Origin of the sequence: Nodosilinea sp. FACHB-131 (assembly GCF_014695395.1) — a bacterium.
GTDB lineage: Bacteria > Cyanobacteriota > Cyanobacteriia > Phormidesmidales > Phormidesmidaceae > Nodosilinea.
The window spans coordinates 715,901-739,633 of the sequence record NZ_JACJOF010000027.1; the positions used below are offsets into that span (position 1 = coordinate 715,901).

Annotated in this window: 20 protein-coding genes; 11 read left to right on the forward strand and 9 right to left on the reverse strand. The window is 55.8% G+C overall.

Features of this window, described 5'->3' with window-relative positions; genetic code table 11:
• Nucleotides 1–58: 58 nt before the first annotated feature.
• The 3 genes from H6F75_RS19590 to H6F75_RS19600 all read left to right on the forward strand — a co-directional run bounded on the left by H6F75_RS19590 (nucleotide 59) and on the right by H6F75_RS19600 (nucleotide 1,601).
• Nucleotides 59–490 carry a peptidylprolyl isomerase gene (locus H6F75_RS19590; RefSeq protein WP_073610222.1) on the forward strand — a complete coding sequence of 144 codons (432 nt, stop codon included), beginning with the start codon at nucleotides 59–61 and terminating at the stop codon, nucleotides 488–490.
• Nucleotides 491–621: 131 nt separating this feature from the next.
• Nucleotides 622–1,221 carry a superoxide dismutase gene (locus H6F75_RS19595; RefSeq protein ID WP_190754093.1) on the forward strand — a complete coding sequence of 200 codons (600 nt, stop codon included), beginning with the start codon at nucleotides 622–624 and terminating at the stop codon, nucleotides 1,219–1,221.
• Between the two features lie 137 nt (nucleotides 1,222–1,358).
• On the forward strand, nucleotides 1,359–1,601 hold the full coding sequence (locus H6F75_RS19600) for a hypothetical protein (RefSeq protein WP_190754094.1): 243 nt from the start codon (nucleotides 1,359–1,361) through the stop codon (nucleotides 1,599–1,601).
• On the opposite strand, the gene H6F75_RS19605 is transcribed toward H6F75_RS19600, so the two are convergent.
• Complete coding sequence (locus H6F75_RS19605) at nucleotides 1,567–4,611, reverse strand: EAL domain-containing protein (RefSeq protein WP_190754095.1); 3,045 nt, start codon at nucleotides 4,609–4,611, stop codon at nucleotides 1,567–1,569. The genes H6F75_RS19600 and H6F75_RS19605 overlap by 35 nt on opposite strands.
• 101 nt (nucleotides 4,612–4,712) lie before the next feature.
• Nucleotides 4,713–5,843 carry a pyridoxal phosphate-dependent aminotransferase gene (locus H6F75_RS19610; protein WP_190754203.1) on the reverse strand — a complete coding sequence of 377 codons (1,131 nt, stop codon included), beginning with the start codon at nucleotides 5,841–5,843 and terminating at the stop codon, nucleotides 4,713–4,715.
• A gap of 481 nt (nucleotides 5,844–6,324) precedes the next feature.
• Here H6F75_RS19610 and H6F75_RS19615 point away from each other — a divergent pair, with 481 nt between their 5' ends.
• Nucleotides 6,325–6,639, forward strand: a complete 315-nt coding sequence (locus tag H6F75_RS19615; protein WP_190754096.1) for a hypothetical protein — start codon at nucleotides 6,325–6,327, stop codon at nucleotides 6,637–6,639.
• Nucleotides 6,640–7,007: 368 nt separating this feature from the next.
• Nucleotides 7,008–7,925, forward strand: a complete 918-nt coding sequence (gene hetR, locus H6F75_RS19620; RefSeq protein WP_190754204.1) for a heterocyst differentiation master regulator HetR — start codon at nucleotides 7,008–7,010, stop codon at nucleotides 7,923–7,925.
• An 82-nt stretch (nucleotides 7,926–8,007) separates the two neighbouring features.
• On the opposite strand, the gene H6F75_RS19625 is transcribed toward hetR, so the two are convergent.
• The gene (locus H6F75_RS19625; protein WP_190754097.1) at nucleotides 8,008–9,426 is read right to left on the reverse strand and encodes a hypothetical protein; all 1,419 of its coding nucleotides are present in this window, start codon (nucleotides 9,424–9,426) and stop codon (nucleotides 8,008–8,010) included.
• A gap of 274 nt (nucleotides 9,427–9,700) precedes the next feature.
• Here H6F75_RS19625 and H6F75_RS28250 point away from each other — a divergent pair, with 274 nt between their 5' ends.
• From H6F75_RS28250 to H6F75_RS19640, 3 genes are all read left to right on the forward strand, one after another.
• A complete protein-coding gene (locus tag H6F75_RS28250) occupies nucleotides 9,701–10,639 on the forward strand; it encodes a DUF6492 family protein (RefSeq protein WP_242020156.1) in 939 nt (312 codons plus the stop codon).
• A 220-nt stretch (nucleotides 10,640–10,859) separates the two neighbouring features.
• Nucleotides 10,860–12,596, forward strand: a complete 1,737-nt coding sequence (locus H6F75_RS19635; protein WP_347710678.1) for a peptide ABC transporter substrate-binding protein — start codon at nucleotides 10,860–10,862, stop codon at nucleotides 12,594–12,596.
• Between the two features lie 209 nt (nucleotides 12,597–12,805).
• The gene (locus H6F75_RS19640) at nucleotides 12,806–13,588 is read left to right on the forward strand and encodes an HpsJ family protein (RefSeq protein WP_190754099.1); all 783 of its coding nucleotides are present in this window, start codon (nucleotides 12,806–12,808) and stop codon (nucleotides 13,586–13,588) included.
• Here H6F75_RS19640 and H6F75_RS19645 read toward each other — a convergent pair.
• From H6F75_RS19645 to H6F75_RS19655, 3 genes are all read right to left on the reverse strand, one after another.
• Entirely contained in the window at nucleotides 13,585–14,415 is an 831-nt protein-coding gene (locus H6F75_RS19645) for an SWIM zinc finger family protein (RefSeq protein ID WP_190754100.1), read from the reverse strand. The genes H6F75_RS19640 and H6F75_RS19645 overlap by 4 nt on opposite strands.
• A gap of 234 nt (nucleotides 14,416–14,649) precedes the next feature.
• Entirely contained in the window at nucleotides 14,650–16,038 is a 1,389-nt protein-coding gene (locus H6F75_RS19650; RefSeq protein WP_190754101.1) for a UDP-glucose/GDP-mannose dehydrogenase family protein, read from the reverse strand.
• A gap of 124 nt (nucleotides 16,039–16,162) precedes the next feature.
• Complete coding sequence (locus tag H6F75_RS19655) at nucleotides 16,163–17,140, reverse strand: UDP-glucuronic acid decarboxylase family protein (protein ID WP_190754102.1); 978 nt, start codon at nucleotides 17,138–17,140, stop codon at nucleotides 16,163–16,165.
• Between the two features lie 200 nt (nucleotides 17,141–17,340).
• Here H6F75_RS19655 and H6F75_RS19660 point away from each other — a divergent pair, with 200 nt between their 5' ends.
• Nucleotides 17,341–17,757, forward strand: a complete 417-nt coding sequence (locus tag H6F75_RS19660; RefSeq protein ID WP_190754103.1) for a gamma-glutamylcyclotransferase family protein — start codon at nucleotides 17,341–17,343, stop codon at nucleotides 17,755–17,757.
• An 87-nt stretch (nucleotides 17,758–17,844) separates the two neighbouring features.
• Here H6F75_RS19660 and H6F75_RS19665 read toward each other — a convergent pair whose 3' ends face one another.
• The 3 genes from H6F75_RS19665 to H6F75_RS19675 all read right to left on the reverse strand — a co-directional run bounded on the left by H6F75_RS19665 (nucleotide 17,845) and on the right by H6F75_RS19675 (nucleotide 21,949).
• Nucleotides 17,845–19,347 (reverse strand): iron uptake porin, encoded by a 1,503-nt coding sequence (locus tag H6F75_RS19665; protein WP_190754104.1) that lies wholly within the window; start codon nucleotides 19,345–19,347, stop codon nucleotides 17,845–17,847.
• Nucleotides 19,348–19,745: 398 nt separating this feature from the next.
• Nucleotides 19,746–21,218, reverse strand: a complete 1,473-nt coding sequence (locus H6F75_RS19670; protein ID WP_190754105.1) for an iron uptake porin — start codon at nucleotides 21,216–21,218, stop codon at nucleotides 19,746–19,748.
• Nucleotides 21,219–21,667: 449 nt separating this feature from the next.
• Nucleotides 21,668–21,949 carry a 4a-hydroxytetrahydrobiopterin dehydratase gene (locus H6F75_RS19675; RefSeq protein WP_190754106.1) on the reverse strand — a complete coding sequence of 94 codons (282 nt, stop codon included), beginning with the start codon at nucleotides 21,947–21,949 and terminating at the stop codon, nucleotides 21,668–21,670.
• A gap of 503 nt (nucleotides 21,950–22,452) precedes the next feature.
• Here H6F75_RS19675 and nadC point away from each other — a divergent pair.
• Both nadC and H6F75_RS19685 read left to right on the forward strand, forming a co-directional pair.
• Complete coding sequence (nadC, locus tag H6F75_RS19680) at nucleotides 22,453–23,334, forward strand: carboxylating nicotinate-nucleotide diphosphorylase (RefSeq protein WP_190754107.1); 882 nt, start codon at nucleotides 22,453–22,455, stop codon at nucleotides 23,332–23,334.
• A 12-nt stretch (nucleotides 23,335–23,346) separates the two neighbouring features.
• Complete coding sequence (locus H6F75_RS19685; protein ID WP_190625903.1) at nucleotides 23,347–23,673, forward strand: heavy metal-binding domain-containing protein; 327 nt, start codon at nucleotides 23,347–23,349, stop codon at nucleotides 23,671–23,673.
• Nucleotides 23,674–23,733: the final 60 nt, after the last annotated feature.

The following is a 23,733-nucleotide window of genomic DNA, read 5'->3' on the forward strand; positions in this document are numbered from 1 at the left end:
TTAGCGTGAAGAGAACAATCTGCGACCTGTAGAAAAGCTCTCATGCAAGGATGGTTTTATGACCCAGGCTAAACCCGGCGACAGCGTTTCGATTCACTATACTGGCAGGCTTGAAGACGGTACTGTGTTTGATTCATCGCGCGATCGCGACCCCCTAGAGTTTTCCATTGGCAACGGCGAGGTGATTCCCGGCTTTGAGGCGGCGGTGGTGGGCATGGCCCCTGGCGACGCTAAAACCGAAGTGATTCCGGCTGAAAGCGCCTATGGCCCCCACCAGCCCGAGATGGTAATGGTGGTCGAGCGCCACCACATTCCCGCCGAGATTCCCCTCGATGTGGGTCAGCAGCTTCAGCTGCAAGGGCCTGAGGGCCAGATGGTGCCGGTCATGGTCACTGACTTGTCTGAGGCCGATGTCACCCTCGACGCTAATCATCCCTTAGCAGGAGAAACCCTGATTTTTGACATCGAGCTGGTGGCGATCCAGGGTTGAACTGGGGCTAAATCTCTACCCTGTGACTGAGTCCAGAGGCTCTGCTATAGCTATCCCCCTCCACCCTAGGGGGATAGTTTTTATCCGAAGGGCGATTTATCATGCCACTGGCCTTTAACCCAGGAGCCCCCATGGCCTACGAATTGCCCCCTCTCCCCTACGCCTACGATGCCCTAGAGCCCTACGTCTCTAAGAGCACCCTCGAGTTTCACCACGACAAGCACCACGCGGCCTACGTCAGCAAGTACAACGACGCGGTCAAAGGCACCGACCACGATAGCAAGCCGATTGAAGAGGTAATTAAGGCGATCGCAGGCGACAGTTCTCAGCAGGGGTTGTTTAACAACGGTGCTCAGGCCTGGAACCACACCTTTTACTGGAACTCCATGAAGCCCGGTGGTGGTGGCACTCCCGCTGGAGAGCTGGCCAGCAAAATGGACGCTGACCTCGGCGGCTTCGATAAGTTTGTCGAAGAATTTAAGAACGCTGGGGCCACCCAGTTCGGCAGCGGCTGGGCCTGGCTGGTGCTCGACAACGGCACCCTCAAGGTGACCAAAACCCTCAACGCCGACAATCCCCTCACCGCTGGGCAGGTGCCCCTGCTCACCATGGATGTGTGGGAGCATGCCTACTATCTCGACTACCAAAATAAGCGCCCCGACTACATCGATAGCTTCTTAAAGAATGTGGTCAACTGGGATTTTGCTGCCAGCAACCTAGCTGCCGCTTAGACAGGGGCAACACCACAGTCGTGCTCCGCGACTCATGGGAGGTGGGTACGGCCCGCCTCCTTTCTTATTTAAGGTACAGGCCGCAGGTCTGGTCGGCCCCTCGAACCTGACCCCTTGAACCCTACACCCTCTCCCCTATGCTGTTCGCCGACCCAGACTTTCCCCACGTGGTGCTGGCCTTTGACTATCGGGGCTTTCGCCTTGAGCTTGACCAAAGCACCGAGGATGGCGTGCCCCTCTATGCGGTGTGGGCCACCTACGATACGGGCTGTGCGGTGGCGGTGCCAGGGGTGGTCAGCCGCTCTGAAGCCATCTATAAAGCGAGACAGTGGGTCGATCGACGGCTTAGCTCACCGGGTAAGGGCGGTAGTGGGCGGTAGACTGGGTCAGCCAAGCCTCTAGGTCAGCGGCGGTCTGGGGTTTGCCAAACCAGTAACCCTGGCCGTAGTCGCAGCCCAGGCGCTTGAGGGTGCTGACCTGCTGGGAGGTTTCGATGCCTTCGGCGATCGCCCGAAAGCCCAGCTGTCGCCCCAGGTTGATGATGGTGTGCACGATGGTTTCGTGGCTTGGGCTGCTGTTCATCTGGCCGACAAAGGAGCGATCGATCTTCAGACTGCTGATCGGAAAGCGGTACAGATAGCTCAAGGAAGAATAGCCCGTACCAAAGTCGTCGATGCTGAGGGCAATGCCCCGCTGTCGCAGGCCGTTGAGCACGCGAATGGTGTCGTCGATATTGTCGATCAGCATGCTTTCGGTAATCTCCAGCACCAGGCTGTGCGGCAAAAGACCCGTTTTACTCAGAATTTCATCGACCCGGCTGAGCAAGCCAGTACTGTGCAGCTGTAGCGCCGATAGATTGACGCTGACCGTGAGTGCCTTGGCCTGGTAGTAGGTGCTTTGCCAGGTGGCCATCTGTCGGCAGGCTAGCTCTAGCAGCCAGTAGCTCAGGGGCGCAATCAGGCCAGTTTCTTCGGCGACTGGAATGAATTCTCCCGGCATGATCAGGCCTCGCTGGGGGTGTTGCCACCGCACCAGAGCCTCAAACCCGGTTACCGCTGCTGTTTGCAGATCGACAATGGGCTGGTAGTAGAGCACAAATTCTTCGGGGTGGTTGATCAGAGCCCGGCGCAGCTCGGTTTCGAAGGTGAGGCGGGCGATCGCGCGATCGTGCATGCCGCTGTCAAAGGTCTGGTAGCTGTCGCGCCCCCCAGCCTTAGCCCGATACATGGCCGTGTCGGCATCGCGAATTAGCTCTAGGGCGCTTTGGTAGCGGGCGTCGCCCATTACCAACCCTAGGCTAACGGTGGCAAACATCTGGTGGCTGCTGAGCTGAAAGGGCTGGCGCAGCGTCTCTAACAGCTGCTCGGCCATGGCCTGGGCCATCTCAAAATGGCCAATGTCTTCCAGCAGCACAATAAACTCATCGCCTCCCAGGCGCACCGCCAGATCGGTGGGGCGCAGCAACGCCTTGAGGCGGCTGGCCACCTCCATCAGCAGCTCGTCACCGATTAGGTGACCCAGGCTATCGTTGACTACCTTAAAGTGGTCAATGTCTAAAAATAGCAGGGCAAAGCGGTACTGACTCTGGTGGTGGCTCCGCTTCAGGGCCATCTCTAGGCGCTCTTGCAGCTGCTTGCGGTTGGGCAAGCCGGTGAGGCTGTCGTGGCAGGCATCGTGCTCGAGCTGGCGGCGCAGTCTCACTTGGTCGGTGACATCGCGGGAGGCCGTCTGGAGCTGTACCACTACACCGGTAGAATCGACAATAGAGCGGGTAAAGGTCTCTAGCCAGATGTAGTGGCCCTGACGATGGCGCATTCGATACACCACGGGGGTCGGGTTTGAGGCCCGCCTTGTAGGCGAGGTTTGCAAATGCATTTGGTAATTTACTAGGTCGTCAGAGTGCACTAGGCTACGGGGCTGTAACCCAATCAGATCCTCGGGGCTATAGCCCAGCAGCCACTCCACCGACGGGCTGACGTAGAGGTAGATTCCATCGACCCCATGTAAACAAATCAGATCACTCATATTTTCGGCCATCAGGCGAAACAGCGCCGCTTGCTGCTGAATTTCAGCATTGGCCCGCTCGACCTGGACCTTAGAGCGCTGCAGCTCGCCAAAGGATGACTCCAGCCGCATCGCCATCCGGTTAAAAGCCACAGCCAGTCCTTCTAGCTCTTGCAGCCCGGTGGGGCCAATCGCCTGGTTTAGATGGCCCTCAGCGATCGCCTGGGAGGCCGAGCTAAAGGCGGTCAGGGGGCGGGTGATCCAGCGGCTGGTGTAGAGGCCAGAGGCGATCGCCCCAGCCAGCGCCAGAGTGCAGAGGGCAATGGTGTTGCGACGGCTGGTCTCGATCGCTCCCATAAAGTCGGCTTCGGGCATAATCACCACGATCAGCCAGTCCAAGCCATAGTCGTCCTGGAGGGTGTCTACCTGCATAAACTGCCGCTCGTGATCGAGCCAAAACTCCGTCTGCTGGGGCTGAATGCTCCCCCAGGCTCCCCCCGACTGGTTCAGCAACAGCCGAGCGCTGGCGCGAATCCGAGGATCTGGGCTAATGACGGAGTAGACCCGCTGGGGTCGGCCATCTACCACCGTGTAAGACTTGGCGTCGTTAGAAGTGGCGATTAGCAGGCCAGAGCGCTCCATGATAAAGGCCTGACCGTGCTTACTGATCGATATTTCCTGTAGAAAGTGGCTGATGTGGGTGAGAAAGAAGTTGTTGGCCAGCACCCCAAGCAATTTGCCGCCGTCGCTGTACACAGGCCGAGACGCTGAAATAGCCAGCACTGGGTAGGCATGGTAAGGAAAAATTTCTCCCCAGGTTGGCCCATGGGCTTGCACAGCCGCCCGATACCAGGGTCGAGTTTGGGTATTCCAGTTGGGGGTAGACGAGACGACGCGAGTGGAGCGGGCCGTCGCTGCCTCAACCTCGACAAACTCAATGTGATTGTCGAGGGAAGGGCCGGCCCGCATCCGCTGATGGGCCTGCTGACCCAGGTTGGTATGACCCACAAACTCGCCGTTGGCGTTGCCAAACATGATCGAGTCGATGTGGGGGAACGTACTGGACTGCTGCATAAAGTGACGAAACAGTGCCTCTGAGTCGGCAGGGTCAACCTGACCGAGGGCAATAGCGTCGTAGTTAAGCTGGTTGACCAAGTGAGAGGTGGCCAGCAGAGTCTCCATCTCATGGTGAATGTGATGGGAGACCGTAGAACGCAGCTGACTTGCCACTTCGTTCACCGCCCGCTGCCCCTGCTGTAGAGATAGCCACCCCGTCAACCCTACCGCCACCGCCACTTGCAGCACAAAGGGCACGACGAGCAGCAGCCGCAGCGGTATCCGGCTAAATGGCCCTCGATTTGGCAGTTTGGGAAAACGACGCCCCATGTAGCATGTGTTACCAACAGTCCTATTAGTATTCCTGCTGGGGGGCAAAACTAGCGCTTGACATCACAATTAACGAACTGGCTATCCTCAGAGCTAAGGCATTAACCCAAGCGTCCTGCGACAAACGCTTCTAGCCGATCCATACCCTCCAAAATAGTCTCCATATCGGTTGCATAGGAAGCCCGAATGGTGCCCTCGGCACCAAAGGCGATCCCCGGAATGGCCGCTACGTATTTCTCATCAAGCAGTGCGGTGCAAAAGTCGAGGGAAGAAATACCCAGGGTACTGATGTCGATGCAAAGGTAGAAGGCTCCCTCGGGCTCACCGCAGTTCAAGCCATCAATCGCTCGACACCGCTCAATAATGGCCTGCCGCCGCTCGGCGAAGGCGCGGCCCATGGTGGCAATGCAGTCTTGGGGTCCTTCGAGGGCGGCGATCGCCCCGTACTGAGCAAAGGTGCACACGTTCGACGTACTGTGGCTCTGTACAGTAGCTACCGCCTTGATTAATTCCGCTGGCCCAGCCAGGTAGCCCACTCGCCAGCCGGTCATTGAATAGGCTTTGGCGAACCCGTTGCTAATAATAGTGTGCTCAAAAGCCTCGGGCGACACGGCTCCAATGCTGAGGTGAGTCGCTCCGTCGTAGATAATTTTTTCGTAGATTTCGTCTGACACCACCCAGATGTCGGCCTCGACCACCACTGCCGCCAGGGCCGCAATTTCGACAGGAGAATAGACCATCCCCGTGGGGTTGGAGGGGGAGTTGAGAATAAACAGCTTGGTCTGCGGGGTAATGGCCTGGCGCAGCTGCTCGGGGGTAATGCGATAGTTTTGCTCAGCAGTGGTGGGGACGATAACTGGCGTGCCCCCGGCTAGCTTCACCATCTCGGGGTAGCTCAGCCAGTAGGGAGCCGGAATAATCACCTCGTCGCCGGGTTCAATCAGGGCCATCATCAGGCCAGAGAGCGAATGCTTGCCGCCGTTGGTGACGATAACGTTTTCGGGGCCGTAGCAAAGGCCATTGTCCTGCTGAAGCTTGTGGGCGATCGCCTGGCGCAGGGCCGGTTCGCCCGCTGCTGGGCCGTAGCGGGTTTTGCCCGCATCGAGGGCGGTTTTGGCAGCTGCCCTAATGTGGTCGGGGGTGTCAAAATCGGGTTCGCCAGCGCTAAAGCTGCACACCGGCAAGCCTTCGGCCTTCATTGCCTTGGCCCGGGCCGCAATGGCCAGAGTCATTGATGGAGTGACGCAGGTTACACGGTTTGCCAGGGCTAATCGGGGCACGGCCAGACCTCAATGAACATTGGCTGTCGGCTTCCCCAGAACGGTGATTGGTTGGGCCTTCAGCCAGAATATATTGCATTCCCCATAGAGTAGATCGTTTGGTCGGTTCTGACCATTGCAGTCGGGGTTTTTTCTGCCGTTGCGATCGCTTCTATATAGTGGGATGTTAACCGCTGCTGCTGCTCCCTTCCCTAGAAATGAGCTTCGGTTAAATTCTCTGTCACCCAGCCCAGTCGCTTTTCAAGCCCATCTTGGAGCCTCAAACCCTCTATTAGAACAAACACAGATTGGACGACAGACTCCCTGGTCAGAACAAGATTGTGCTGGGCACTACTGAATTTTAAAAATCCGCAGATTTACGCATGAAGATTTTCCTGACTAAGGAGGGATGGGTTTGTAACTAGGACTAGAAGCGCTAACAAGGCCACGTCCTATGCACTCTTCCTCCCCCTGTTTTTTGATGACTCGTCTGGCCTGCGCCGCTAGCCTGGGCCTGGTGATGACTACTGCCGCGCCCTTGGGCCTATCCGCTGGGCTCGAAGCTAGCTCCGAAGCTACCCTGCGAACCGCGGTTCGTGCTGAGGACGATCGCGGCAGCGGTCGCCTCAGCCGAGTACCTGCCGCAGGCTGGCTCAGCTTTCGCGGCAGTGGTCGGGTTGATCCCACCCCTCCCCAGCCCTCCTTTGGCAGTGATAGCCCCGTTGCCTACCGCGGCAGCGGCAGAATTACTAAGACTCGCATCACCTAGCTTTCTCTGGCTTTTGCCGGCTTAGGGGCAGCTAGTTGATGCGTTGAGTTTCTGTTGACCCTGCTCTGTGACTAAATGAATTTAACCTGCAATAGGGGTCAATTTGACAGATTTTGAGTCACACTTAAACCTAATCAGGTGTAATTTCTTTGGCTGACGGCTTGGCCGTTAACCCTCGTCAAAGCTTCAAACAATTAAACATATTTATATTGCCTTCTCCATGGTGCGTCCTCTTGCAGAGCATTTGAATTAAGCTGTATCTGCTATTTCTGACAATTTCAGCGGTTTTGCCCCCTTAGCAGCGGGGGTCGCGATACCGCCTGTTGTTCTGAGCTTCCCCAAGTCCGATGGCCGAACCCCTTCTCTCAATGTCTCTGTCTGCCCTAGCGGTAGAAGACGAAGCCCTGATTCGCCGCCTCAGCCCCAGTGCCATCGATCAGATACTGCTTTACATCGCCTTCAGCGCTATGCGAACGGGGGGGCATCGCCACGGGGCCTTTTTGGATGCAGCGGCCACGGCGGCTAAGTGCGCTATCTACATGACCTATCTAGAGCAGGGCGAAAACCTGCGTATGACGGGCCATCTGCACCACATTGAGCCCAAGCGGGTCAAGGCCATTGTCGAAGAAATGCGCCAGGCCCTCACTGAGGGCAAGCTGCTTAAAATGCTGGGCTCCCAAGAACCCCGCTATCTCATTCAATTTCCCTACATGTGGCTGCGGCGCTACCCTTGGAAGTCAGGGCAGTCGCGGGTCTCGGGCACCTCTCTAACCAGTGACGAAAAAGCGCTGCTGGAGAGCCGGCTCCCCAAACCCTGTCCCGATGCCCGAATTATCAACTCGTTTCAGTTTTTAGAGCTGATTGAAATTCTCCACGAAAAGTCTCAGGATGACCTGCCTGTAGAGCACCGCGTACCCCTCAGCGAAGCTTTGGCTGAGCATATCCGGCGGCGGCTAATCTATTCGGGTACTGTGGCGCGCATTGATGCCTCCTGGGGGGCTTCGTACTATGGGCTGGCCCGGTCTTCCTACGCCCCGGTTGATGACCAAGAGCGCATGTACGCCATGGTCGAAGATACGGCTCAGTACTTTCGCATGATGCGCGAGTGGGCCAACGGCATTCCTGGCACGATGCGTGTGTTAGAAGAATTAGATATTCCCGTCGCCGCTCGCGATGCTGCTCTCCAAGAGCTAGACGAAGTAATTCGCACCTGGGCCGATAAGTATCACCAGCCGGGTGGCGAACCTACTCTCTTGCAAATGGTGATTGGCCACCACATCAAGTAGTTTGCTCGGCAATCGCAAGGTCCTTAACTACGAAGCGACCTAGCCTTAAAGACTAGGTCGCTTCGTGTTGAGTGTCATGGGATCACACCGTGCGTCGTCGGACCGCGCGGCCAAAGCTAGGTAGCTCGACGGCGGCAATGGAGGTGATCTTTTTCTGCGATCGCAGCGGATGGACTAGGGGCGACGGTGAAGCCTTAGGGGCGGTCACTGAATAGCTGTAGGAGGGCAGAGTAGGAGCCACTGGCTGGTTAGAAGCTGGTATGGAGGCTGCTGGAGGCTGCTGAGTTCGCACCGGTTCTGCGGGCATAGCTGCGGCAGCGGGGCTGGGCTGCGGTGCCACTATGGGCTCTCCCCAAGGTGATGGCTCTGTGAATAGAGACGCTGCCTCTGAAGCGGTAGTTGTTGCGGGTTGGTCCATCGCCTCTAGCCAAGGGTCAAGGGCTACAGGTGCGGGTTTGGAGTCAGCTAGAGGCGATGGGTGCGCAGCAACTGTGGGCAGGGGCTCAGGGGCCGGCAGAGGCTCGGGGGCGATCGCCGCGCTCAGCTCGGGCGGTGGCAAAAAATCGGGCTGGGCTGCTGCGGGAGCCGGTACTGAGCTCGGTCCGGCGCTGCGCAGCCCCCGCAGTAGGTGGGTCAGGCTAGGATTATCCGTGACGCTGCCCTGACCAGCTGACCAAGGCTGAATCTGCTGCGATCGCGGCATGGCAACCGGCTGGCTCACTTCCTCGAGGGCGGTGGGGCTCAGCAGCTGCCCCTGTACCATAGCCGAGCTGGGGCCGCTCGGGCCGCCGGCCGGAGTCATATTCAAACACTTTTCTAGAGCCGCTTTAAACTGAAGGGTGTAGCGCTGCTGGCGATGCAGACGCGCCTTGAGATCGCGGCAGGTTTCTTCAGCTTGGTGCAGGGCGGTATTTTTTTCACCGAAGCGCTGCTGCAAAAGAGTGCACTCTCGCTCGAGCTGGGCAACCCGCTGCTGGTTGGCCTCTAGCTCGGCCTGGATGGTTTCGTTGTGGATCGTGGTGCGGCGCAGGCCATCGTTGGCAATATCAAGCTCGCTGAGGAGCTGAGCAATTTGCTGCTGCACCGGGCCAGGGGTAGCCCCTGAAGGGAGACCACCCGGTATAGTTTGGGTGCGCTCGATCTCAGCCTGGAGGGCCACCTGCGATCGCTCTAGAGCTTCCTCGAGTTCGGTGACGCGCAGCAAGAGGGCGTCGTTACACTGGTTGAGATCTTGAATCAGCTGCACTAGATCTTCTGGGGCAGGCTCAGCGGGTGATGTGGTCTCCACCGAGCTATCGGCCGCGGCTGGAGAAGACAAACCATAGACCTCAGCCAGCTCAACGTCGTGGTCTAAAGGCAGTTGACCAGGAAAGGTAACCGCTTCCCACTCGTTGCCAGCCGGGGGAAAGGGCTGGTCTAGAGCCTCTTCGGCCTCGGCTTTGTACAGCAGAGGGTTACCCTGGGGCTCTGGGGAAGCGCTTGAAGCCGTAGTGTCAGTCATAAGGTTGCCTGATCCTGGTCGCGTAGTCTCACATTGAACACTCAACCACTAAGGGGGCTGTTGACCCCTAAGAGTAGCTAATTTTGCCAGCTTATTCACTTTTTTATTGACTCTTCAATTACAACATGTCTTTTTATGACTTCAGTTTATCCTTTACCTCCGCTTTTTCTTTTCTCCCTAGAGTTAGAGCCAGGTAAAAATGCTGCTTTGCTTGATCTGGATGCACGCTAAGGCTGTATCCCCTCTGCTAGCGTCGCCCTTCTGAGCACTACTAATGCCGGCCTCTGTGTCTCCATCCCTTGCCCTAGCTACCCTCAGCTACGGCCCTGACTTCTACCGTTGCCAACTGCTAGTCAACAGCGTTAGCCAGCTCAGTCAGAACCCAATGCGCCACTACGTCATTGTGGACCAGCGGGACTACGCAATGTTTAAGTCGTTGGCCAACACCAGCACCGAAATTTTAACGGTTGAGTCGCTACTGCCCCCCTGGATTCATCGCTTTCCCCTAGTCGGCCGCGCCTGGTTGAGCTTAAAAACCCCGCCGATTCGCAACTGGGTTTTACAGCAGTTAGTCAAGCTGACCTTTGCCCAACGGGCTCCTGAGGCCGTCACGGTTTTTGTTGACTCGGATGTGGTGTTTGTGCGCCCCTTTGATCTGAAAAACTTTGCCCAGCCAGACCAAACGCGACTGTTTCGAGTGCCCGAGTTCTATAGCCCTGACTTTGAACCGCTGTATGAGGTGGCCTACCGGCTGCTGGGGCTGGAGGGTTACCGCTACGGGGTCACGCGCCCCAACTACATTGGCAATTTGATTAGCTGGCGGCAGGCTAACGTGGTTGCCCTGTGCGATCGCCTGGAGCAAGTGGGGGGTCGCCCCTGGCTAGAGACCTTGGCCCGAGCTAAAACTTTGTCAGAGTATATTCTCTATGGAGTGTTTGTCGATCAGGTGCTGGGCGATGCGGCTGGTCACGTCTACGACTGGTCTCCCCTGTGTCACGAATACTGGCGGCCCTGCCCCTTAGATGACTATCAGCTGGCCGAGTTCTTTGCTGCTGTGCAGCCCCACCATGTTGCCGTGATGATTTCAGCGAAGGCGCGAATTGCTCCCGATCGCTACCATCACTACCTGCAGCGCTACAGCACCGAGCCCGCTACGCCTTGCCCTGATCGGCCGAATTTGCCCTCCAACCCCGCTCTGGATTTCCCCGTTTGACCCCCTGCTCAAGATTAGGCCAAAGTTTCCGGGAACTCTGCCCCCGCCCTTGATAGACATAGAGATAGAGGCGAAACATCGCCCTCTACTGCTGCGATCGCCCCCAGACTCACCGCCCAAATTGTCTACTATAAAGTGCGGGGGTGAATGGGCAACACTGTCGTTTTGGGGTTCCATAACGTAAACAATGATCAGATCAGGGTTTCGCACTGCACTTTTGGTGGTCGCTGCTGGCATCGCCCTAGCCGCCACCGTCACTAGCCAATCTACCGACCTGGCCACCGCTCCGCCCGCTGCGATCGAGGCGAATGATGCCGCGCCAGATCGTGACCCAGAAACTCTGCGTCTGCTGTACAGTCGCTCTGTGGTCACTCTCAACCCTCACCTAGCCAGTGGCTACCAGGACTTTGAGGCTGCCCGTATCGTCTACGAACCCCTAGCCAGCTACAACGAGGCGGGCGAGCTGGTGCCCTTTCTGGCTGACGAAATTCCGTCTCTAGAGAATGGTGGCGTGGCGGCTGATGGCACCTCGGTTACCTGGACGCTGCGCCCTGATATCACCTGGGCCGACGGTGAACCCTTCACCGCTGCCGATGTGGCGTTTACCTTCAAATTTATCCGCAATCCTGTGGTGGCGGCAGCTACTGCTCAATACTATGACGGTGTGAAAAGCGTGGAGGCGATCGACGACTACACCGTAAAAGTCACCTTTGCCACTCCCACCCCCGCCTGGTCAGTTCCTTTTACGGGTCAAACCGGGCTGATTTTGCCCCGCCATATCTTTGAAGAATTCAACGGTCCCACGGCTCGCGACGCGTTGGCCAACCTCCAACCCGTGGGCACCGGTCCCTACCAGGTAGTGGGGTTCGAGTCGGGCACCGTGGTGTACGAGCCCAACCCTAGCTACTGGGGCGGACGACCTGCTTTCAAGCAAATAGAATTGGCGGGTGGTCTAGCTCCCTACGCAGCCGCGCGCGAAGTGTTGCAGGCTGGCACCGCCGACTTTGCCCACAACCTCCAGGTTGAAGCTGAGGCCCTCAGCGAGCTAGAAACTGATGCTAGCGGCCATATCACTCACCTGTTTGGCTCCCAGGTAGAGCGCATTATGCTGAATTTTTCCAATCCCTTTGCCCGCACTGAAGACGGGGAGCGCTCTAGTCCAGAAATTCCACACCCTTATTTCAGCGATGTGCGGGTGCGCCAGGCACTCAATCTAGCTATAGATCGCAACACCATTGCTAAGGAGCTTTACGGTGCCTCTGGCAAACCAACCGCTCAACTACTGGTAGCCCCTGCCAACTATCAATCGCCAGACATTAGCTATACCTACAATTTGGCGCAGGCCAAGGCGCTGCTCGACGAGGCCGGCTGGGTTGACAGCAACGGTGATGGTTTGCGTGAAAAAGATGGCGTTCCCCTAGAGGTGTTGTTCCAGGCGGCAGTCAATCCGGTACGCCAAAAGACCCAGGCCATTGTCAGCGACAGCCTGCAAGAGCTGGGGGTAGATGTGCAGATTGCACGAGTGCGCATGGACGAATTTTTCTCAGGCAATCCGGAGGACACTGGCAGCCTCAACCATTTCTATGCCGACATGCAGGTGTACTCCATCGGCAATGAAAGCCCTGACCCCAGCACCTACATGGGTTGGTGGACCTGCGCCAAAATTGCTTCCCAGGCCAACCAATGGCAGGAGCCCAACAACGCCCGCTACTGCAACCCGGAGTACGATCGCCTCTGGGATGAAGCCCGCAAAGAACTCGACCCCGCTCGCCGCGCTGAGCTGTTTCAACAGATGAATGAGCTGCTGGCCCAGGATGTCGCCGTCATTCCGGTGGTGCACCGGGCGATGACCAATGCGGTCAGCGATCGCCTCACCGGAGTCGAATTCACTCCCTGGGATGCCAGCACCTGGGCGATCAAAGACTGGAGCCCGAAGCCTGCGCAGCCAGAGCAATAGCCTGGAGCAGGCGCGATCGGTTTCTTCATCCTGCGATCGCGTGGTGGTAGAAAAGCTCGCGATCGCAGTTCTTGACGCCCTAGCTTGACCGCCAAACGATAGAACTGAGAGTGGGTTGATGCCAGCAAAGCTCAAGCTTTTATAGCGAATTATGTGGTTTTCTGACCGGGCCAGGGCAGAATGGTTATCTGTAGCCATCGACCATTCCTATGACCTCTGAACCCGCTGTTACCAGTCCGGTGATATCCCCCCTAGCCGCGATCGCTTTGAAGGTAGCCGGTGCGATCGCTATTCTGTCAGCCCTGCTCGACTTTCTGATTCTACTGATTCCACCCAATCTCACCAACGTGCAGTGGCAGTTGGCCACCACCACTCAGCTCGTCGATCGCGGCATTGTCCCCCTCGTGGGCATGGCCCTGCTGTTAACCGGGTTTTGGCTAGACAGTTCTGTTGGCAAGGGGGGGCAGCGCAAATCTTTGACCACCGATCTGCGGTTTTGGGTCTGTGCTCTGGCCAGCGTGCTGGGTTTGGTCTACCTGCTACTCACGCTGCTGCACCTCAACGCCGTCCGCCTCTCCAGTCAAGCGGCCCTGGCCCAGGTCAGCACCGAAGCTGGCGAAGCCGCAACTCAGCTGCAACAACGGCTGTCTACCGAACTCAGCCAGCAGCAGACTCAGCTAGGGGCGCTGTTTGAAAATGACGAACTTTTATCCCAAGCGATCCAGAGCGGCCAGCTGCCTGCCGACATTGAACAGTACCGCAACGATCCAGAGGGGCTCACTCAGTTCTTGCAGCAGCGGGCCGACCAAGCCCAGCAGCAAATTGAGACCGAAATTGGTACCCGCCGGGCGGAAGCCGAGCAGCGCGTTAGGGTTGAGGCCTGGCGCTCTGGCATCCGCGTCTCAGTGATTAGCCTGCTGCTGGCTGCTGGCTACTCTATCATTGGCTGGCTGGGGCTACGACGCCTGCTGTCGCTGACTCGAGCTGCCTAGCCTAGAGCCTGCATCATCGCCTGCTGAGCTACGGTTTGGTAAATCTCCTTGAGGTGACCCATCACTGCGGGCGCATCCTCAGGGGGAAGCGGTATTTTACCCAGCACATCTAAAACCGTTGTTTCGGCAGGGGTAATTACCACCAGTTCCGAATCTAGGGGGTCTGTATAGGCCCAAAAATGCTGGAGATCGATTTGACTGGTGGCCTTCCCAGACTCTGGCTGAATGCCCAATTCTGTATCAGGGGCAAGAACTTCGGTAGACGTAGCGGTACTCTGCCGTCGCTGCCGTAGCGCGTCCAAAATGCTGTCACGACTGCGACCCCGCAGTTGAAACAGCACAAACGGGTCCTCGCGAAAAAAATCTCCGAGCTGGTAATACACCGCTGCAATGTGCTTGCAGGGATTTTTAGGATCGGGGCAACTGCATTTAGAATGCACTTCTGACAGGTTGAATGGGTAGAGACTGAGGCCGTTGGCGGTAAAAACAGCCTCAATTTCAGCCGGCATTTCCCCCGCCAGCAGCTGAGCAGAATAGATAGCCTGCTCTGAAAGCGAATCGATGACATAGTTCCAGTCTTCGTCGCTAAAAGCGTCGAGCCAGATCGAAAGCTTGTAAGGTTCTTCAGCGGTGCCTTGCACCAGGGCCGTGACCTTAGACCCCTTGTACTCTAGGCTGAGAATGTGACCTTCTCGGGCGTAGATGCGTCCCCGCTCCAGACGCTTCTTAAAGCGGTAGGTGTTCAACAGCTCTACCCAGCGCTGTACCCACCAAGCTTCATCTTCTAAAGCGTAGGCAGAGCTTGAAGCAGACGCGTAGGCAGTCATAACAGGGCAGCATAATGGGTTATTTGTTCATCTTAAGGCCAGTCGAGCTAGCCTCGCAGACTTAACCCAACAACCTACTGTGAGGGAGTAGGTTGTTGGGAACGTTTCGCTGCTGGAAACCAAAAAACCTCAGGTCTTGTGCCCCAAGGTTCACTGATCTGTGGAACGGCTGCCATCACTAGAGCCATGCCTATCGCTCTAGAAACTTAGTGCGATAGGCATAACAGCTACGCATTAGCGACCGATGCCGAAGTACTGGAACCCTGCCCGTACCATGGCTTCGCGATCGAGGAAGTTGCGGCCATCAATGATGATAGGGCTATTCATCCGCTGGGCCATAGCAGTATAGTCGAGCTGTTTGAACTGCTGCCAGTCAGTCACTAGGACCAGGGCATCGCAGTGATCGGCCAAATGCGAGGCGTCAGTCTCAACGATGACACCCGTCAGCCCATGGCGCAGTCCGCTCTGGGAAACAATTGGGTCATAGGCTTTGACTTTGGCTCCTAGGCGATTGAGCTGCTCAATTAAAATCAACGCTGGCGCATCGCGCATGTCGTCGGTATCAGGCTTGAACGTGAGCCCCAGCAGGCCGACGGTTTTTCCCTTAAGAATCTTGAGCACTTGCTGAAGTTTTTCAAGGGTAATTTGACGCTGGCGGTTGTTAACCTCCACAGCGGCTTTGAGTAGCTGAGCCTCATAGCCATAGTCATCAGCGGTATGGATCAGGGCCGATACGTCTTTGGGAAAGCACGATCCACCCCAGCCAATGCCCGCCTGCAAAAACTTTTTGCCGATGCGAGAATCTAGACCAATGCCGTGCGCCACTTGGGTCACGTCGGCCCCCACGCGATCGCAGATATTGGCGACTTCATTAATAAAGCTAATTTTGGTCGCCAAAAAAGCGTTAGAGGCATATTTGACCATTTCGGCCGAACTGATATCAGTAACCAGTACAGGAACCTGGTCGGCACTGGGATCTTCGGCAAAACGCCGTTCTATGATCGGCGTATAGAGTTCTTTCATCACGGCGATCGCCCGAGGGCTGTTGCTGCCCAGCACGATGCGATCGGGGTTAAAGGTGTCGTATACCGCCGAGCCTTCGCGCAAAAATTCTGGGTTGCTAACGACATCGAAATCGGCGGTGACCTCAGGGTGGGTTGTCTCAGGAATACCCCCAGCCGGCACGGGTACTAGCTGGCGCTCGGCTACGCCGTCCAACACAATCATGCGTACCCAGTCGCCCGAACCAATGGGCACCGTGGATTTGTTCACGATCACCTTGTAACCGCCGTTGAGGTGAGTGCCAATGCCCCGAGCTACCGCCTCCACATAGCGAGTATCACTTTCACCCGTAGGCAATGCTGGGGTACCCACTGCAATGAATAGAACGTCACCGTGCTCAACGCCACCTTTGAGATCAGTGGAAAATTGGAGATGGCCAGCCGCCATTGACGACTTCATAATCTCAGCCAGCCCAGGCTCAAAAATGGGCGACTGCCCCGACTGCATGAGCTTAACCTTTTCCTCGTTGACATCAATACACACTACGTCGTGGCCAACATTGGCCAAGCATACCCCGGTAACTAGGCCCACATAACCCGTACCAATTACACATACCCGCATAGAAAATATCCCTTACTTTATGAACGATCGACAAACGTTAAGCTGACAGCTTAATGCTCTTGACTTGACAAACCCGAGGCCACAGCCAGGTTATGACCTCCTAGCTGTGGCATACCTGCAAAGGCTAGTTAGTCACAGAGTGCAGTGTCGGTGATACAACCGCAGTTGTTCCTGATGGGCTCTGACGACCGCGAAAATCGTCGATGGTGAGCTTGAGGCCCTCCTGGAGAGGCACCGTAGGATTCCAGTCGAGGAACGTTTGAGCCCGAGTGATATCCGGCTTGCGGCGCTGGGGGTCATCCTGGGGCAGGGGTTTGTAAATCAAGTCAGCGTCTGGGTTCACCATAGCCTGGATGGTTTGAGCTAGCTGTAAAATGGTGTACTCATCGGGGTTGCCTAGATTGACTGGACCAATGTAATCGCCATTCATAAGCCGCATTAGGCCGCTCACCAAATCGGACACATAGCAAAAACTCCGAGTTTGAGAACCGCTACCGTACACAGTCAGTGGAATACCCTGTAGGGCCTGGACAACGAAATTGCTGACTACACGGCCATCGTTTTCAAGCATGCGAGGCCCATAGGTGTTGAAAATTCGGGCCACTCGAATATCGACGTTGTTTTGTCGATGGTAGTCAAAGGCCAAGGTTTCAGCGACGCGCTTGCCCTCGTCGTAGCAGCTACGAATGCCAATAGGATTGACATTGCCTCGGTAGTCTTCGGTTTGGGGATGCACTTCAGGGTCGCCATACACCTCGGAGGTCGAGGCTAGCAGAAAGCGAGCTTTAACTCGCTTAGCTAAGCCCAACATATTCAGGGTGCCCATGACGTTGGTTTTAATAGTTTTAACCGGGTTGTACTGGTAATGCACCGGAGAGGCAGGGCAGGCCAGATGATAAATCTGGTCAACCTCAAGCCGAATCGGCTCAGTTACGTCGTGGCGAATGACCTCGAAGTAGGGGTGATCGAGCCAGTGCAGCAGATTGTGCCGGTGACCCGTATAAAAGTTATCTAGACAGATTACTTCGTGACCCTCGGTCATCAAACGGTCAATTAGGTGGGAGCCAATAAACCCGGCTCCGCCAGTTACGAGAATTCTCATGGGCAATTAACCAGAGAGAGATTTATAAACTAGGGGGTGTAGCTTGCATCTACCCTTACTTTTCCCAGGGTAAAGTATCCGGATATCAAAACCCCATTGCTCCAATTTTGATTAGTTTGCTAGTGCTTTATAAAGTTTTTTACTCTAAAGGGTTGTCTCTAACTCAAGCTGAGCAAGCTGTCTACTCCTTTGAAAACTCTATGTCTGGTGATGCTCTTTGCTATTTGTTTGTTTATGGCACCCTCAAACCTGGTGAAAGAGCGTTTGCCAATCTCTGTGAACCCTTTGCGATCGCAGCCCAACCGGCCCAGACAGCAGGACGGCTCTACCATCTACCCCTAGGTTACCCAGCCATGACCACAGAACCCGGTTGGGTACAGGGGGTTTTGCTGACGTTGTCCACCGTAGACGCTCTTACGGCCATAGACGCTTTTGAAGAATATTACCCTGATCGCCCTCAGAACAGCGAGTATCAGCGGAGCTTGCAAATGGTTTATGACCAAAACCAGCACTTCTTGGAGATAGCCTGGGTCTACATCATGAGCCCAGATCGGGTAAATAGTCTCAAAGGCCTATGGTTACCCCATGGCTATTGGACAGAGTCCTTAATTTTGTGAACTTTCCAAAATGAAAAAGGCTCTGCCAACATGGCAGAGCCTTAGCGCTAGTTAAACCTAGCTAGGTTGTGACTAAGTTATGACAACTTAGAAACGGAAGGTGGCGCGAAGAGCACCCCAGAGACCAATCTCGTCATCAGCAGCAACGGAATTAAGGTCGCCATAGATGACAGCGGGTGTGATGGTCAAGAACTGGTTGAAGGGGATTTCGTAGTAACCTTCAACCAGGAAGGGGTTGTTAGCAGCACCAGCTAGCTGAGGCAGTTGGCCACCGTAGACACCCAGTTGAGCACCCTCAGCCAGGAAGTCATTGAAGCCAAGACCAGCAGTCCAGCTAAAGTCGTTGCCACCGTTGTAGCTGGTGTAAGCACCGTGACCAGCAACGAAGAACCCACCGAAGTCAAGGTTCAACAGACCAGCAAAGGTGTCAGCACCACCGGGTAGACCATTTTGGAAACCAGCAGACTGGTCACTGTGGAGGTAAGCAATACCAGCATCCAAGAAGCCATCGCTCAGGAAGCTGAGCTGAGCAATGTAGCTCTGGCTAGTAGCAGCAAAGATACCAACGTTGGGGTTGAAGGCGCCAGGACCACCAGCGGTGTAACCAGCATCCAGCACGATGTTGTCGGTGAGAGCGAAGCTCAAGCCAACACCAGCGCCGTTGGTAGAGCTACCACCAGCGTCGTAGAACTGAGGACCGCCGGCATCAGCCACGGAGGGGCCGTCGAAGGGCACGATGGTGCTGGTTACCCAGTCATCGCCCTGGAGGCCACGGGCGGAAGCCGTTACGGTAAGGCGGCTACCAACGGGGAACTGGTAGTAGAAGTCGTCAACAGCGACGTTAAAGTCGGTGTTGTCTTCGTTGCCAGCGTCACTGCTGCTGGCATTAGCAAGACCCTGTAGGAGACCAACGTTGGGGTCCTGGATATTGTTGCCGCTGATTGCGTTGCCCTGACCAGATTGCAGACGAATGCGCAAGCGGTCGTTGCCGGTAAAGCTGGAGTCAAAGTTCAAGCGGGCACGAGCAGAAACGGCGGTGCCTGCCTCACCAGTGATGACGTCAATTGGGGTTACCAAGTGCATGTCAGCCTGACCAACCAGCTTGGTGGTGGTGGAGAACTGCTGAGCGCGCAGGGTAGCGGTTTCAGCTTCCAGAGCATCGACGCGGCCGCGCAGGGTAGCCAGTTCAGCCTGGAACTCTTCTTGCAAACGACGAATGGTGGCGAGGTCGTCAGGGTCGATGCCGGACTGAGCGATCAGGGTAGCGATCACGTCCAAGCAGGAGTTGAGACCAGCGGCGAACTCGAAGCGAGTCAAGCTGCGCTGACCACGGAAGGTGCGGTCGGGGTAACCCTGAATACAACCGTAGTTCTCAACTAGACTTTGTAGTGCTTGGAAGGCCCAGTCGGAGGGCAGCACGTCGGTCAGTTCTGAAACACTGGTGATTTGAGCCAGTTGAACAGAGTCTTGGTCAAAGTCACTGACCAGAGGGGTAGCAGCTTCAGCTGCGATCGCAGAGCCAGAGATGGCCACAGCTGCACCTAGGGCAGCGGGCACAGCCAGCAGAGATTGCCAAAATAGCTTAGTCATTCGGTATTTTCTCCTCACACCTTAATTAAGGCTTGTTGTGTACCTACCAGCAGGTTTGGCAAAAGCCATCCCTATCGACAAGGCGTCTATCTAACCTATTAATAGGCTAAATTAGCTTAACCTTACGTACATCCAAAACCAACAATAGCAGATATGCTCTGTGTCGGCTAGATAAGTTTTGGCCAGAATGACCGAGATTAACTTACTAACACGGAGACGCTAGCTGCTGACCTAAGGTTCCCAAACTATAGGGCGAATAAACCCCTATGAAGACAATAGAGAGAGAATTATTCATCAATGGGCGCTGCTCGGCTAGCAACAAACACCCAGAACCTGTCAATTAGCTGAAATGAAGGGCTCGGAGGTTGTTTAGCATAACCCCAAAGCCCCAAGCTGCTTTAGAACGTGAAGGTGGCGCGCAGAGCACCCCAGAAACCGGTGTTGTCGGTTTGGGTGCTCAACTTGGCATCGCCGTAGATCAACGAAGGGGTGATGGTCAAGAACTGGTTAAAGGGAATTCGATAGTAGCCTTCAACGATGAAGGGGTTGTTGATGTTGTTGACCAACTGGGGCAGTTGGCCCGCATAGACACCTAATTGACTGCCCTCAGCCAGAAAATCGTTGAAGCCGACCCCAGCGTTCCAGCTAAAGTCGTTGCCGCCATTGAAAGTCTGGTAAGCACCGTGACCAGCGATAAAGAAACCGCCGAAGTCGAGGTTCAACAGACCAGCAAAGGTGTCAGTACCACCGGGTAGACCACCTTGGAAGATAGCAGACCGATCGTTGTGCAGGTAGGCAATACCAGCATCTAGGAAGCCATCGCTCAGGAAGCTGAGCTGGGCAATGTAGCTCTGGCTAGTAGCAGCAAAGATACCAACGTTGGGGTTGAAGGCGCCAGGACCGCCAGCGGTGTAACCGGCATCTAGCACGATGTTGTCGGTGAGGGCAAAGCTCAGACCCACACCAGCGCCGTTGGAAGAGCTACCCCCACTTTGGTAAAACTGAGGGCCACCAGCGTCGAGTATAGCGGGGCCGTCAAAGGGCACGATGGTGCTGGTTACCCAGTCATCGCCTTGAAGACCACGGGCAGATGCGGTTACTGTCAGGCGCTCACCCACCGGGAAGCGATAGTAGAAGTCGTCAATAGCGACGTTGTAGTCGGTGTTGTCAGAGTTACCAGCGTTGCTGCTGCTAATGTTAGCTAAACCCCGCAAGGGTTGAAGGATGTTGCCATTGGCGGACTGAAGGCGAATGCGCAGGCGATCGCGCCCTGTAAAGCTGGAGTCGAAGTTCAAACGAGCCCGAGCGGCAACGCTGGTATTGACTTGACCTGGAATGGTGTCAATCGGGGTAACTAGGTGGAAGTCGGCCTGACCCCGGAGCTTGGTGGTGGTGGAGAACTGCTGAGCGCGGAGGGTAGCGGTTTCAGCTTCCAGGGCATCAACGCGGCCGCGCAGGGTAGCCAGTTCAGCCTGGAACTCTTCTTGCAGACGACGAATAGTAGCGAGGTCATCAGGGTCGATGCCGGACTGGGCGATCAGGGTAGCGATCACGTCCAAGCAGGAGTTGAGACCAGCCGCGAACTCAAAGCGAGTGAGGCTGCGCTGACCACGGAAGGTGCGGTCGGGGTAACCCTGAATACAACCGTAGTTCTCAACCAAGCTTTGTAGTGCTTGGAAAGCCCAGTCGGAGGGCAGCACGTCGGTCAGTTCTGAAACACTGGTGATTTGAGCCAGTTGAACAGAGTCTTGGTCGAAGTCACTGACCAGAGGGGTAGCGGCTTCAGCTGCGATCGCAGAGCCAGAGATGGCCACAGCTGCACCTAGGGCAGCGGGCACAGCCAGCAAAGATTGCCAAAATAGCTTGGTCATTCAGTAATTGCTCCTCACACCTTAAGCAGGCTAAAAAATTGAGTCCGTTGGAGAGCCACAAGGGCTCCAGCCTATTCAAGCGCGATGCCTGACCACAAAAAATATCCGGGGCTACAAATCTCTACCAATTTATAGATGTTGATTCGTGTCGTTTGTGTGTAACGGGCAAATTGCCTAAGCCTGTTTAGGGGTGCGTCAACAGAAGGTTGGCCTGTATTTAAGGATCAATAAGCGTGAGTTAACTGGTGGAGGAGGGCGATCGCAGCTGCGATCGCTTGTGAACTGGCTAGGCTGAGGAGAAATCTAGCCTAGAAAAGGCAACGGATGCTCGCTCAAGCGGTATCAGCGAAAACGAAAGAGAGGATCCATATACCTAGCCAGCTAAGTATATGGATCCTCTTTTCAAAGATGCGATCGATTGAGACGGTTATAGTTAAGCGTTGCGTGGGTTAACCCAGGGAAGAAATGGCTTGGGCCAAGGCAAAGTCTTTTTCGGTTAGCCCTCCAGCATCGTGGGTGGAGAGGCTGATGACCACGCGGTTATAGGAAATCTTGAGGTCCGGGTGGTGTCCTGCGGATTCGGCGGGTTCAACCAGCTGGTCGACGAAGGCAACAGCCGCCACAAAATCTTTGAAGGTGCGGGTACAGGTGATGGTCTTGCCGCTAAGGCTCCAGTCGGGGAGGCCGTTGAGCTTAGTTTGGATGTCGCGATCGCTGAGGACTGTCGCCATGGCGGTGAGTCAGATAAATTACACCCTTAGGATAAGGGTGGTTTTGCGATCGCCTCGGGGGCCGTGATTCTTGAAAGGATGAATCAAGCGTTGCCCCATGACATGTTGCCCATTTAAAAGCTATCCGCCCCTGCCAGGGGAAGAAAGTCTTCCTAAGCAGGGGCGGTCTAGTTGGATCTTAGGTTGAACCTGACTGCCGGGAGGAACCCTGTTCAGCCAGCTTCGAGAGCTTAGCTAGTTGCCGAAGCAACCAACACTGAAGCTAGAGTACAGCCCCGGCGCACAGCCGGCTGATCTCAACCTGAAGACCCACACGTTTACTACTTTCTTGCATGGGCATCACCTCCTGGAATCCTAACGGTAAAATCTGTAGAGTTGCTGCCGTAACAGCGGCATTACTCGTAAGTTAGCACAATAATTTCTGGCTGTGGCACAAATTGCGAGCTTTGCTGAGGTCTAAGCTAATAGCGCTGGCCCTCAACGCCCTTCCAGAGCCTATACCTATGTCTTTAGATCCTCGCTTTCCAATTCCTGATATCACCTTAGATCAATACCTACAAGCTTGGTTGCAAGAAGATGTTGGCCGCGGCGACTGGACTACCGCTGGCCTAGGGGCCTCGGCACAGCGTCCTGGGCAAGCCATTTGGGTCACCCGTGCTCCCGGCGTCATTGCCGGACTTCCCTTTGCCCGCTGCCTCTTTCAGCAGCTGGATGTTGACGTCAGCTTTGAGCCCTTGGTGAACGATGGCGCCCCTTGTCCTAAAGACACCACCGTCGCCAAAATTAGCGGTTCTCTGGCGGTGCTGCTCACGGGTGAACGGGTCGCCTTAAACCTGGTGATGCGCCTGAGCGGCATTGCCACTGCTACTCACCAGTACGTGGAGCAGTTGGCCGATAGCCCTACCCGGTTTGTCGATACCCGCAAGACCACCCCTGGGCTACGCCAGTTCGAGAAGTACGCCAGCCGAGTTGGTGGAGCCATTAACCACCGAATGGGGCTCGACGATGCGGTGATGATTAAAGACAACCATATTGCTGCTGCTGGGGGCATTCGGGCGGCGGTAGACCAGATTCGAGCAGCGATTCCTTACCCAATGACGGTAGAAGTGGAAACGACCAATCTGGATCAGGTCGACGAAGCACTCACCTGCCCCGTAGACATCATCATGCTCGACAATATGTCTCCAGAGCTGATGAAGACAGCTGTTGAGCGCATTCGTGAGCAAAAGCCAACAGTCAAGATCGAAGCATCCGGCAACGTAACGCTAGAGACCCTAGGGCCGATCGCGGCGACAGGGGTAGATTTTATTTCCAGCAGTGCCCCCGTTACCCGGGCTCCGTGGCTAGATATTAGTATGCAGGTGATCAGTTCTGAAGCGGTTTAACCGAGGCAAGCCATGATTTTGACTACCGGTCCCAACGTTGACGGTCGCCCCGTAGTTGAATACTGCGGGCTGGTGAATGGCGAGGCCATTTTGGGAGCAAATATCTTTAAGGATTTTTTTGCGGGCATTCGCGATGTGGTCGGCGGGCGATCGGGTGCCTACGAACATTCCCTGCGCCAGGCCCGCAACACCGCTATTAAGGAAATGATGCAGGCTGCCCAAGAGCTAGGAGCCGACGCCATCATTGCCGTAGATATCGACTACGAATCGTTGGAGATTAACAACGGCGGCAACATGCTGATGGTGGCTGCCAGCGGTACGGCGGTGCGCTTAGGATGAGACGTTCTTGGCCTAGGTACCTGGTCCCTAACTACATCCTTAGGTTTAGCTTAGAGCGGC